This is a genomic window from Vogesella indigofera (assembly GCF_028548395.1).
Classification (GTDB): Bacteria; Pseudomonadota; Gammaproteobacteria; order Burkholderiales; family Chromobacteriaceae; genus Vogesella; species Vogesella indigofera_A.
Window position 1 is genome coordinate 421,759 of the sequence record NZ_JAQQLA010000003.1, and the last position, 12,395, is coordinate 434,153.

General features: G+C 69.2%; 11 protein-coding genes. 8 read left to right on the forward strand and 3 right to left on the reverse strand.

Annotated features, from left to right (window positions below; genetic code table 11):
• The first annotated feature begins 128 nt into the window (after window positions 1-128).
• Together PQU89_RS03995 and PQU89_RS04000 are read left to right on the forward strand one after the other, a co-directional pair.
• Entirely contained in the window at window positions 129-887 is a 759-nt protein-coding gene (locus PQU89_RS03995; RefSeq protein WP_272764722.1) for a ferredoxin--NADP reductase, read from the forward strand.
• Complete coding sequence (locus tag PQU89_RS04000) at window positions 884-1,255, forward strand: group III truncated hemoglobin (protein WP_272764723.1); 372 nt, start codon at window positions 884-886, stop codon at window positions 1,253-1,255. The genes PQU89_RS03995 and PQU89_RS04000 overlap by 4 nt, the downstream gene beginning before the upstream one ends.
• A gap of 117 nt (window positions 1,256-1,372) precedes the next feature.
• Here PQU89_RS04000 and PQU89_RS04005 read toward each other — a convergent pair whose 3' ends face one another.
• Window positions 1,373-1,693, reverse strand: coding sequence for a cupin domain-containing protein (locus PQU89_RS04005; RefSeq protein ID WP_272764724.1), 321 nt, complete (start codon window positions 1,691-1,693; stop codon window positions 1,373-1,375).
• 463 nt (window positions 1,694-2,156) lie between these two features.
• Between PQU89_RS04005 and kdpA the strand changes: the two genes are divergently transcribed.
• The 6 genes from kdpA to PQU89_RS04040 all read left to right on the forward strand — a co-directional run bounded on the left by kdpA (window position 2,157) and on the right by PQU89_RS04040 (window position 11,365).
• Entirely contained in the window at window positions 2,157-3,848 is a 1,692-nt protein-coding gene (gene kdpA / locus PQU89_RS04015) for a potassium-transporting ATPase subunit KdpA (protein WP_272764725.1), read from the forward strand.
• 9 nt (window positions 3,849-3,857) lie between these two features.
• Window positions 3,858-5,984, forward strand: a complete 2,127-nt coding sequence (gene kdpB / locus PQU89_RS04020) for a potassium-transporting ATPase subunit KdpB (protein WP_272764726.1) — start codon at window positions 3,858-3,860, stop codon at window positions 5,982-5,984.
• Window positions 5,985-6,036: 52 nt separating this feature from the next.
• Window positions 6,037-6,663 (forward strand): potassium-transporting ATPase subunit KdpC, encoded by a 627-nt coding sequence (gene kdpC, locus PQU89_RS04025; protein ID WP_272764727.1) that lies wholly within the window; start codon window positions 6,037-6,039, stop codon window positions 6,661-6,663.
• 94 nt (window positions 6,664-6,757) lie between these two features.
• Window positions 6,758-9,409, forward strand: coding sequence for a DUF4118 domain-containing protein (locus tag PQU89_RS04030; protein WP_308446586.1), 2,652 nt, complete (start codon window positions 6,758-6,760; stop codon window positions 9,407-9,409).
• Window positions 9,409-10,098: a two-component system response regulator KdpE gene (gene kdpE / locus PQU89_RS04035; RefSeq protein ID WP_189353272.1), complete on the forward strand. Its 690-nt coding sequence runs from the start codon at window positions 9,409-9,411 to the stop codon at window positions 10,096-10,098. Before PQU89_RS04030 ends, kdpE begins: the two co-directional genes overlap by 1 nt.
• Window positions 10,099-10,252: 154 nt before the next feature.
• Window positions 10,253-11,365, forward strand: a complete 1,113-nt coding sequence (locus PQU89_RS04040; RefSeq protein WP_272764728.1) for a PQQ-dependent sugar dehydrogenase — start codon at window positions 10,253-10,255, stop codon at window positions 11,363-11,365.
• 82 nt (window positions 11,366-11,447) lie between these two features.
• Here the strand turns inward: PQU89_RS04040 and PQU89_RS04045 are convergent, their stop codons facing one another.
• On the reverse strand, window positions 11,448-11,801 hold the full coding sequence (locus PQU89_RS04045; protein ID WP_272764729.1) for a TFIIB-type zinc ribbon-containing protein: 354 nt from the start codon (window positions 11,799-11,801) through the stop codon (window positions 11,448-11,450).
• A gap of 105 nt (window positions 11,802-11,906) precedes the next feature.
• Window positions 11,907-12,377, reverse strand: a complete 471-nt coding sequence (locus PQU89_RS04050; protein WP_272764730.1) for a MarR family winged helix-turn-helix transcriptional regulator — start codon at window positions 12,375-12,377, stop codon at window positions 11,907-11,909.
• Between the last annotated feature and the right edge of the window lie 18 nt (window positions 12,378-12,395).

Sequence of the window (12,395 nt, forward strand, 5' to 3'; positions counted from 1 at the left end):
CGGGGCGTTTTGCTGCCGGCAGCAAGCGGGGCGGGCGGCTTGTCCCTGCTCATGTCAGCGTTTTTATTGTGATGACTAAGGTGTATATTTTAAACATCTTCAATCGTCCGCTTGCGACAGGGAACAAGATGAGCATCGTAGAAACGGAAGTGATCCGCGTGCAGCACTGCTCCGCGCGCGGTGTCAGTCTGCTGACCAGCAAGCCGGAAGGCTTTGCTTTCCAGGCCGGGCATTACGCGCGGCTGTCGGTGCCGGCGCTGGTCGACCCGGTGTGGCGCGCCTATTCCATCGTGTCGGCGCCGCACGAGCCGTGGCTGGAATACTTTTTTACCGTCATCCCCGGCGGTGCGCTGTCACCGCATCTGGGCGCGCTGCAGTCGGGCGACACGGTGCTGATGGCCAAGGCGGCGATGGGTTTCTTCCTGGCCGATAGCCTGGCCGACGGCGAGGTGCTGTGGCTGCTGGCCACCGGCACTGGCATCGGCCCCTATCTGTCGATGCTGCGCCAGCAGGGTGTGCTGCAGCGCTTTGCCCGCGTCAACCTGGTGTGCAGCGTGCGCGAGGCGGCGGATCTGGCCTACGACGCCGAATGCCGCGCCTGGGCGGCGCAGCACGCGCACTGCCACTACGTGCCGGTGGTGACGCGCGGCGAGGTGGCCGGCGGTCTGCACGAGCGCATCCCGACACTGTTGCGCAGCGGCGCGCTGGAGCAGCATCTGGCGATGACGCCGCTTGATCCGCAGCGTGACCGGGTGATGGTGTGTGGCAACCCCGATTTCACCGCCGACATGCGCGCGCTGCTCAACGAGCGCGGCTTCACCCCGTGCCGCCGCGGCCTGAGCGGCAACATGCTGTTCGAAAACTACTGGCAGAAGGCGACGCCATGAGCAGCATCGCCCAGCGCCTCGGCCGCGAGGTGATCGACACCGTCAGCCGCCAGTTTTACGCGCAGATCCGCGTCCATCCGCGGCTGGCGCCGATCTTCGCCGTGGTGCACGACTGGCCGCGGCACGAGACGCACATCAGCCACTTCTGGTGGACGGTACTCGGCGGCGATGTCTACCTCGACAACCAGTACAACGTCGCGCGCAAGCACCTCGACATCGGCGTCACCCCGGCGCTGGTCGACGAATGGCTGGCGCTGTTCGAACCCATCGTGCGCCGCCATGTCGCCTCGCCGGACGCCGACGAATGGCTGCGCAAGGCACGCATGATCGGGCAGTCGATCGCGCTGATGAACACGCCGCTGGACTGAAGCGGTGACTGAAACCGGTGACTGAAACGGGCTTGCGGCCAACCTTGGTCGCAAGCCCGTTCGCCGTGTGAGCGTGGCGGCAGGCTGTCAAACCCTGCGTCCGCCACACCGCCACGTCTAGATACTACCTTCCTGTTCGATCACCAGCATGCGTGCCTCGCCGTGCGGATGGGCGACGTGCTCGCAGCCGGCGCCGGCGTAGAAAATGTCGCCGCACTGCAGCGCGATCACCCGCACGCTGCCGTCCGCGTCGCGCACATGCATGTCCACCGCACCGTCCAGCAGCACGAACACTTCCTCGCCGTCGTTGACATGCCAGCGGTAGGGCTGGTCGGTCCAGTGCAGGCGGGTGCTGATGCCGTTCATGCAGGCGATGGTGCGCGCGCCCCAGGCGCGCTCGGCGGTAAAGCTGGCGGGGCGGATGTGCTGCGTGTTCATGGTGCTCTCCTGTGCTGGCTGACGAATGCCGCCATTGTCCGCGCAGCCGTGGTGCTTGCCACTGGCTGGCTGCGCCAGGATGCGGACCGATCCGGCCGATTTGTGTCACCGTTGTCCCTTGCCTCGCGCCTGCCGTCACCCCCTCCGTCACCACGCCGGTTACGCCAAAAGCATCACATTTTTATATCCCGTTTATATTCCTGCCCGGCCTTTTAACCGCTTTTTTGCACCGCAAAACCTACAGTGGCAGTGTCTGTGACCAACAAGGGGAATGTGATGCAAGACCTGATCTGGCTGGCAGGGTTGGCCGCACTGTATCTGGCAGTGCGCGGCCTGCTGCGTGTGTATGCGACACAGTCGCAGGGGGTGGCGCGATGAGCGTGCTGTCCGGTTTGTGTGGGCTAGTGGCGCTGCTGCTGGCGATATGGCTGCTGTACGCGCTGCTGCACGCGGAGGAGATGTGATGATGACCGCTTTTTTCTGGTTGCTGGCGCTGTTCATGCTGCTGCTGACGCTGAGCGTGCGGCCGATGGGCGCCTGGCTGGCACCGCTGGCCAGCGGCACGCTGCCCGGCCGCTGGCGCGCGTTCGATGCCGCCCTGCTGCGCCGGCTGGGGCTGAACGATGCCGGCATGGGCTGGCACGACTACACGCTGGCGCTGCTGGCGTTCAATGTGCTGGGCGCGGTGCTGCTGTACGCGCTGCAGCGGCTGCAGGGTGACTTGCCGCTGAATCCGGCGGCGCTGAGCGCGGTGGAGGCCGGCTCGGCGTTCAATACCGCGGTGAGCTTTGTCGCCAATACCAACTGGCAGGGCTATGCCGGCGAAACGACCATGAGCCATCTCACGCAGATGGCCGGCCTCGCGATGCAGAACTTTCTGTCCGCGGCCACCGGCATCGCGGTGGCGTTCGCGCTGATGCGCGGCTTTGCGCGGCGCGAGAGCGGCGACATCGGCAATTTCTGGGCCGACGTGCTGCGCATCGCGCTATACCTGCTGCTGCCGCTGTCCGTCGTGCTGGCGCTGCTGCTGGTCAGCCAGGGCGTGCTGCAGAACCTGTCCGGCTACCTGGGCTTCGATGCGCTGGCCGGCCACGGGCAGACGCTGGCGATGGGGCCGGTGGCGTCGCAGGAGGCGATCAAGCTGCTGGGCACCAACGGCGGCGGCTTCTTCAATGCCAACTCCGCGCACCCGTTCGAGAACCCCACCGAGCTGTCCAACCTGCTGCAGATGCTGGCCATCTTTTTGATCCCGGCCGGGCTGTGTCACGTCTTCGGCCACGTGGTCGGTGACCGCCGCCAGGGCTGGGCGATCTATATCGCGATGAGCGTGCTGTTCGTCGTCGCCGCCAGCGCCATCGCCTGGTTCGAGGCGCAGGGCAACCCGCTGTTGGCCGCACTGGGCGCCGATGGCGGCAGCGGCAATCTGGAAGGCAAGGACATGCGCTTCGGCATCGCCGGCAGCAGCCTGTTTGCCGCCGTCACTACCGCCGCCAGCTGCGGCGCGGTCAACGCGATGCACGATTCGTTCATCGCGCTGGGCGGCCTGGTGCCGATGCTGCTGATGCAGCTGGGCGAGGTGGTGTTCGGCGGGGTCGGCTCCGGCCTGTACGGCATGCTGGTGTTCGCGGTGCTGGCGGTGTTCGTCGCCGGGCTGATGGTTGGCCGCACTCCGGAGTACCTGGGCAAGAAGATCGAGCCGTTCGAGATGAAGATGGTGGCGCTGACCATCCTGGTCACCCCGCTGCTGGTGCTGGCTGGCACCGCCGTGGCGGTGGTGGTGGCACCGGGGCTGGCTGGCCTCGCCAATCCGGGCGCGCACGGTTTTTCCGAGGTGCTGTACGCGTTTTCGTCGGCGGCCAACAACAATGGCAGCGCCTTCGCCGGGCTGTCGGCCAATACCCCGTTCTATAACGCCATGCTGGGCATCGCGATGTGGCTGGGCCGCTTCGCGGTGATCGTGCCGGTGCTGGCACTGGCCGGCTCGCTGGCGGCGAAAAAACGGCTGTCGCCGACCTTGGGCTCGATGCCGACCCACGACGGGCTGTTCATCGGCCTGTTGATCGGCAGCGTGCTGCTGGTCGGCGCGCTGACCTACCTGCCAGCGCTGGCGCTGGGGCCGGTGGTCGAACATCTGGCGATCTGGGCGACCCACTAGGAGAACAACATGTCCCATAAAAAAATGGTCTTGCCGCTGCTGGACAGCGCGCTGCTGCGCCCGGCGCTGCGCGACACCTTTCTCAAGCTTGGGCTGCGTGCACAGCTGAAAAACCCGGTGATGTTCGTGGTGTATCTGGGCAGCATGCTGTGCAGCGTGCTGTGGGTGCAGGCGCTGCTGGGGCACGGCCAGGCGCCGGCGTGGCTGACCGGCAGCATCGCGGTGTGGCTGTGGTTCACCGTGCTGTTCGCCAACTTTGCCGAGGCGCTGGCCGAGGGCCGCAGCAAGGCACAGGCGGCCAGCCTGAAGGGCCTGCAGAAGTCGACGTGGGCGAAGAAACTGGCCGCGCCGCAGCGCTACGGTGCCGAATTCGCCATGGTGGAGTCGTTCGACCTGCGCCGTGACGACGTGGTGCTGGTGCAGCACGGTGACGTGGTCCCCTGCGACGGCGAGGTGATCGAGGGCATCGCCAGCGTCGACGAATCAGCGATCACCGGCGAGTCTGCACCGGTGATCCGCGAATCCGGCGGCGATTTCAGCTCGGTCACCGGCGGCACCCGCGTGCTGTCGGACTGGATCGTGGTGCGCATCAGCGTCAATCCCGGCGAGACCTTCATCGACCGCATGATCGCGATGGTGGAGGGCGCCAAGCGCCGCAAGACGCCGAACGAGATCGCGCTGACCATCCTGCTGCTGGCGCTGACGCTGATCTTTTTGCTGGTCACCGTCACGCTGCTGCCGTTTTCCGCCTACAGCGTGAACGCGGCCGGTAGCGGCGAGGTGGTGTCGCTGCCGGTGCTGATCGCGCTGCTGGTGTGCCTGATCCCGACCACCATCGGCGGCCTGCTGTCGGCGATCGGCGTCGCTGGCATGAGCCGGCTGATGGCGGCCAACGTGATCGCCACCTCCGGCCGCGCGGTGGAGGCCGCCGGCGACGTGGACGTGCTGCTCTTGGACAAGACCGGCACCATCACCTTCGGCAACCGCCAGGCGTCCGCCTTTGTCGCTGCAGCTGGCGTCAGCCAGGCACAGCTTGCCGAGGCGGCGTGGCTGGCCTCGCTGGCCGACGACACGCCGGAGGGCAAGAGCATCGTGGTGCTGGCGCAGCGGCTGAGCGCCGGCGCCGGCGGGCATCTCGATGACGACAAGGTTGGCCGCACGCCGCTGGCCGACCTGCACGCCGGGCTGACCCCGGCTGGCGCCAGCTTCGTGCCGTTCACCGCGCAAACGCGCATGTCCGGCATCAACCTCGACGGCCGCCACATCCGCAAGGGCGCCGCCGACGCCATCCGCCGCCATGTCGAGGCGCTGGGCGGCAGCCTGCCGCGCGGCCTGCTGCAGCAGGTCGACACCATCGCCAGCCGCGGCAGCACGCCGCTGGTGGTGGCCGAGGGCGCGCAGGTGCTGGGCGTGGTCGAGCTGAAGGACGTGGTCAAGCCCGGCATCCGCGAGCGCTTCGCCCAGCTGCGGCAGATGGGCATCAAGACGGTGATGATCACCGGCGACAACCGCCTGACCGCCGCCGCCATCGCCGCCGAGGCCGGGGTGGACGACTTCCTGGCCGAGGCGACGCCGGAGAACAAGCTGGCGATGATCCGCGACTACCAGGCGCGCGGCCAGCTGGTGGCGATGACCGGCGACGGCACCAACGACGCGCCGGCGCTGGCGCAGGCCGACGTGGCGGTGGCGATGAACAGCGGCACCCAGGCGGCGCGCGAGGCGGCCAATATGGTGGATCTGGATTCCAGCCCCACCAAGCTGATCGAGGTGGTGGAGATCGGCAAGCAGATGCTGATGACGCGCGGCGCGCTGACCACCTTCAGCCTGGCCAACGACGTGGCCAAGTACTTCGCCATCATCCCGGCCGCGTTTGCCGTCACCTATCCGCAGCTGGGCCTGCTCAACGTGATGCAGCTGGCCAGCCCGGCCTCGGCGCTTCTGTCGGCGGTGATCTTCAACGCGCTGATCATCATCGCGCTGATCCCGCTGGCGCTGAAGGGCGTGCGCTACCGTGCGCTGGGCGCGGCCGAGCTGCTGCGCCGCAACCTGCTGCTGTACGGCGTCGGCGGCCTGTTGCTGCCGTTCGCCGGCATCAAGCTGATCGACATGCTGCTGTCCCTGCTGGGACTGGTCTGACCCCGTTGCCGGGCGCCAGCCGCGCCCGGCGCACCAAACAAGGAGTGCCACCATGGCCACCACGACTTATCATCCCGCAGCCGCCATCACGCTGCCGCGCGCGGCAGTGCTGCGCCCGGCGTTGACGCTGCTGCTGTTTCTCACCCTGTTGCTGGGGCTGCTGTACCCGCTGGCGGTCACCGGCCTTGCGCAGCTGCTGCTGCCGGCGCAGGCCAACGGCTCGCTGCTGCGCGACAGCAACGGCAAGGTGATCGGCTCGGCGCTGATCGGCCAGGCCTTCCACGGCCGCGGCGAGTTCTGGAGCCGGCCGTCGGCCACCGCCGGCAGCGCCTACAATGGCGCCGCTTCCGGCGGCAGCAACCTGGGGCCGAGCAATCCGGCGCTGCAACAGGCGGTCGCCGCGCGCATCGCCGCGCTGCGCGCCGCCCACCCCGGCCAGCACGGCCCGGTGCCGCTGGACCTCGTCACCGCCTCGGCCAGCGGGCTGGACCCGCACATCAGCCTGGCCGCTGCGCTGTACCAGGCGCCGCGCGTGGCGCGCGAACTGGGGCGATCGCTGCCGCAGGTCGAGGCGCTGATCGCCGCGCAGCGCGAGCAGGGCTGGTTCGGCAACGCGCAGCAGGCGCGCGTCAATGTGCTACAGCTGAATCTGGCGCTGCGCCGGCTGGCGGCGGGCTGATGCCGCGGCCGCCGCTGCCGGCGACCGCAACTCTTTGAGCGCCCAAGGTTGGCCGCAACGATTGCGGCCAACCTTGGGCCACGGTGGACGATGAATGATGGATGACGATTTGCGGCCCGATCCGGACGCGCTGCTGGCGACGCTACCGGCGCCGCGCGGCAAGCTGAAGCTGTTCTTCGGCGCCGCGCCGGGGGTGGGCAAGACCTACGCGATGCTGGCCGAGGCGCAGGAGAAGCGCGCCGCCGGGCTGGACGTGGTGGTGGGCTGGGTCGATACCCACGGACGCGCCGAAACCGAGGCGCTGCTGGCTGGGCTGGAGCTGCTGCCGCGCAAGCAGATCAGCTACCGCGGCAAACAGGTGGCGGAGTTCGACCTCGACGCGGTGCTGGCGCGGCGGCCGGCGCTGGTGGTGGTGGACGAGCTGCCGCACAGCAACGCGCCGGGCAGCCGCCACCCCAAGCGCTGGCAGGATGTCGACGAGCTGCTGGCCGCCGGCATCGACGTGTACAGCGCGATGAACGTGCAGCACCTGGACAGCCTCAACGACGTGGTCAGCGGCGTGACCGGCGTGGCGGTGGCGGAGACGGTGCCGGACCACGTGTTCGACCGCGCCAGCGAAGTGCGGCTGGTGGACCTGCCGCCGGACGACCTGCTGCTGCGCCTGGCCGCCGGCAAGGTCTACCTGCCGGAGGTGGCGGAACGCGCCGCCGGGCATTTTTTCCGCAAGGGCAACCTGATCGCGCTGCGCGAGCTGGCGCTGCGCCGGCTGGCCGACCGCGTGGACGGCCAGATGCGCGCGCAGCGCGAGGTGCAAAGCCGCGCGCCAGTGTGGGCGACCTCGCTGGGCGTGCTGCTGGTGCTGGGCCAGGGCGACGAGGACAGCGCGGTGCGGCAGGCGGCGCGGCTGGCGCGCGCGCTGTCGGCACCGTGGCACGCGGTGTGGGTCGATCGCGGCCACGCCAGCGCGGCGGCGCGCAGTCGCGCGCTGTCGGCGCTGGCGCAGGCGGAGGAGCAGGGTGCGCACACGCTGGTGCTGGCCGGGCCGGTGCCGGCCAGCCTGATCGCCGACTACGCGCGGCGCCACAACCTGTCGCTGCTGGCGCTCAGCCAGCGCGGCAACCAGCCGCGCGGGTTCTGGCGCGCCAGCCTGCAGCAGCAGCTGGCGCAACGCGCGCCGGAGCTGAACTGCCTGATCCTGGCTGCCGGCGAGCGCACTCCCGTGGCCGCCGCCGGCTGGCGCTGGCCGCGGGCAGAGGCCGGCGGCTGGTGGCAGAGCACGCTGGCCTGCCTCGCGCTCACCGCCGCCATGTTGCCGCTGCGCGGCGTGCTGGATGCGGCCAACCTGGTGATGCTCTACCTGCTGCTGGTGCTGCTGGCGGCGGTGCGTTACGGGCGCACGCCGGCGGCGTGGGCGGCGGTGCTGTCGGTGGCGCTGTTCGATTTTTTCTTTATCGAGCCGCACCTGTCGTTCGCGGTGTCGGACATCCAGTACCTGATCACCTTCGCCGTGATGCTGACGGTGGGACTGGTCGCCGGCCAGCTGGTGGCCAGCCAGCGGCAGTCGGCGGCGCAGGCCGGCAGGCGCGAGGCACACACCCGCTACCTGTACGAGATGGCGCGCGAGCTGGGCAGCGCGCTCATGCCGGAGCAGGTCGGCGAGATCACCGGCCGCTTCCTGCAGGCCAGCCTCAACGCGCAGATCAGCCTGTGGCTGCCGGACGCCGAGGAACAGCTGGCGGCGCTGCCGGATACGCCGCTGGCGGTGGACGCGGCGCTGGTGCGCTGGAGCTTCGACCACCAGCAGGCGGCCGGGCAGGGTACGCACACGCTGCCGGATGCGGCGCAGCTGTACCTGCCGCTGCAGGCGCCGATGCGCACCCGCGGCGTGCTGGTGGTGGCGGTGCCGGATGCGCTGGCGCTTGCGGACCCGGACAACCGCCGCCTGTGCGAGGCGGTGGCGGCGCTGGCGGCGCAGACGCTGGAGCGGCTGCACTATATTGAAGTGGCGCAGCAGACGCTGCTGTCGATGGAATCGGAACGGCTGCGCCATTCGCTGTTGGCCGCGCTGTCGCACGACCTGCGCACGCCGCTGACCGCGCTGTCCGGCAACGCCGAGACCCTGCTGCTGGCCTTGCAGCGCGGCGGGCGCGCCGAGCAGGAACAGGCGGCGCTGCTGCTCGCGCAGTCGCAGCGCATCACGCGGCTGGTGACCAATCTGCTGGAAATGGCGCGGCTGCAGGCGGGCGGTGTCACCCTGCACCAGGACTGGCTGCCGGCGGACGAGGTGATCGGCAGCGCCATCGCGGCGCTGGGCAGCGTGCTGGACACGCACTCGCTGCAGCTGGACATCGATCCGGCCTGCCCGATGCTGTACGGCGACGCCATCCTGCTGGAGCGGCTGCTGGTCAACCTGCTGGAGAACGCGGCCAAGTACAGCCCGCCCGGCAGCCCCATCCGCGTCAGCGCCGCCGCCGAGGACGGACGCATCCTGCTTCGCGTCGCCGACCGCGGCCCCGGCCTGCCGCCGGGCGATCCGGCGCGGCTGTTCGACGCCTTCAGCCGCGGCGAGCGCGAGTCGGCGATCAGCGGCGTCGGGCTGGGGCTGGCGATTTGCCGTACCATTGCCGATGTCCACGGCGCGCGCCTGAGCGCGGCCAACCGCCACGACGGCGGTGCCTGTTTTACCCTGTCCCTGCCGCAGCGTCCGCCGCCGGCACTGGATTTTGACCCGGAGAACCTGCCCTGATGCACGCCCTGACGGCACTGATCATCGAGGACGAAGCCGCCATCCGCCGCTTCGTCAGAAGCGCGCTGGAAGACGAGGGCTACCGCGTGTTCGAGGCCGACTCCGTGGCGCGCGGCCTGATCGAGGCCGGCACCCGCAAGCCGGACGTGCTGGTGCTGGACCTCGGCCTGCCCGATGGCGACGGCGTCAGCCTGCTGCTGGACCTGCGCAGCTGGAGCAAGGTGCCGGTGATCGTGCTGTCGGCGCGCGTGGACGAGGTCGACAAGATCGCGGCGCTGGACGCCGGCGCCGACGACTACCTGACCAAGCCGTTCGGCGTCGGCGAGCTGCAGGCGAGAGTGCGCGCGCTGCAGCGGCGGCGCAGCGGCGACGGCAGCGAGAGCAACGGCAGTCTGGTGCGCCTGGGCGAGGCGGTGACGGTGGACCTGGCTAACCGCAGCGTCAGCCGCGACGGCGAGCCGGTGCACCTGACGCAGCTGGAATACCGGCTGCTGGCCACGCTGCTCGCGCATCGCGGCAAGGTGCTGACCCACCGCCAGCTGCTGCAGGAGGTGTGGGGGCCGGGCTACGTGGAACACAGCCACTATCTGCGCATCTATATGGCCCACCTGCGGCAAAAGCTGGAGGCCGATCCGGCGCAGCCGCGCTTTTTGCGCACCGAAACTGGCGTCGGCTACCGCCTGCTGTAAGAGCCGCTAACAAAACCCCTGATCCTGCGTTGCGCCTCCTTGCCGTACTATTTGTACTGTCTGCGTGGGCGCGCCTAGTCTCAGGTGCTCTGCGAGGTTTTGTTAGCGGCGCTAACTGGCCGCCGCGGCGCGGCGTCAACGAAGGGAGACAGACATGAGCAATCAAGCACGATGGTCAGCGTGGCCGCTGATACTGCTGGCGCTGGGCAGTCCGGCGCAGGCCGCACCGCGCGCGGAGGTGGTCGCCTCCGGGCTGGAACACCCGTGGGCGGTGGCGTTCATCGATGGCGGGCGCATGCTGGTCACCGAGCGCCCCGGCCGCCTGCGGCTGGTGGGCGCTAACGGCCAGCTGGGCAAGCCGCTGGCAGGGCTGCCGCGCATCGACGCCGCCGGGCAGGGCGGCCTGCTGGACCTGATCACCGACCGCGACTTCGCCCGCAACCGCACGCTGTACTTCTGCTACGCCGAGCCGGCCGCCAGCGGCTACGGCAACTCCACCGCGCTGGCCAGCGCCCGGCTGGCGGACGACGCCAGCCGCCTGGAACAGGTGAAGGTGCTGTTCAGCCAGCAGCCGAAATTCAGCAGCCGCGCCCACTTCGGCTGCCGCATCGTCGAGGCCGCCGACGGCACGCTGTTCCTGACGCTGGGCGACCGCTTTCAGCGCATGGCCGACGCGCAGACGCTGGATAATCACCACGGCAAGGTGGTGCGCGTGCGCAAGGATGGCGGCATTCCGCCGGACAACCCCTTCGTCGGCCGTGCCGGTGCGCGTCCGGAAATCTGGAGCCTCGGCCACCGCAATGTGCAGGGCGCCGCGCTGGGGCCGGACGGCCGGCTGTGGACGCACGAGCACGGGCCGCAGGGCGGCGACGAGCTGAACCGCCCCGAGGCCGGCAAGAACTACGGCTGGCCGGTAATCACCTACGGTGAAAACTACGGCGGCGGCCCGGTCGGCGCCGGCCTCACCCGCAAACCGGGTATGGAGCAGCCGCTGTGGCAGTGGACGCCGTCGATCGCGCCATCCGGCATGGCCTTCGTGCGCGGCACCCGCTACGGCAAGGGCTGGCAGGGCAGCCTGCTGCTCGGCTCGCTGAAATTCCGCCACCTGCTGCGCCTGGAGCTGGCCGGCACGCGCGTGCTGCGCGAGGAAAAGCTGCTCACCGGCCTTGGCCAGCGCGTGCGCGACGTGCGCGAAGGCCCGGACGGCTTCATCTACCTGCTGACCGACGAGGACAACGGCCAGCTGCTGCGGCTGCTGCCGGGCTGAATCCGGGCCGGCGCGGGCGGCAGGCGCAAAAACAAAGCGGCCAACCGACTAGGGTTGGCCGCTTTGTTTCCGATTTCGCTATTTAATCGAACAGTTCTTCCCAGAAGCTCTTCTTGCGCTTGTAGTGGCGGTTGTCGCCGTACTTGTCGTGCTGCGGGTAAGGCTGCTGCTGGTGGGGCTGTTGTTGCTGCTGTTGGTAAGGCTGCTGCTGCGGCTGGCGCGGCGGGTAGCCGGGCTGTGCGGCCTGCGGCGCGACCGGCTGCGCTGCCTGTGGCGCGGCCGTGGCGGCGGCCATATTGCCCAGCGAGTGCTGGATGATCTTGTCCAGCTCGCCGCGATCCAGCCACACCCCGCGGCACTGCGGACAGTAGTCGATCTCGATCCCCTGGCGCTCGCTCATCACCAGCGTCGTATCCTTGCAAACCGGGCAATGCATGGCTGTTCTCCTTTGTTGAGGGTGCCGGCCGCCACTTTGGCGCCGGTGTGTCACAGACCGCGGCGGCCGGGGATGGTTCCGCCGCGGCCAACGTTGGCCGCCGCGCTACTGCGCCAGCTTGGCCAGCAGCGTGGTGAGCTGGCTGATTTCCGTCGCATCCAACCGCTGGCGCAGCCAGTGCCCGGTGTCGGCCACCGTTTCGGCCATTGCCTGCTCCACCAGCGCCGCGCCGGCGGCGGTGAGACACACCGGTTTGATGCGCAGGTCGTCAGCCAGCTGGCGGCGCGTCACCAGCGCACGCGTTTCCAGCTGCAGCAGCACCTTGGTCAGCCCGCCGGAACTGATTACCACCGCGTCCTGAATCATCGACGGGGTCATCTGGTGTGGGGCCGGCGCATTGCGCAACGTGGCCAGCACGTCGAACTTCACCGCGCTGAGTGCGAATTTCTCCAGCATTGGGCGCATGGTTTGCAGCGACTGCGCCTGCGCCCACTGCAGCTGCAAAAACAGCGGTACCGTCTGCGGGTCGAAGCCGCTGTCCCATTGGTGGCTGTCCATCCGGTTCTTGATGCGCATGGTGGGCTTTCTGTCAGG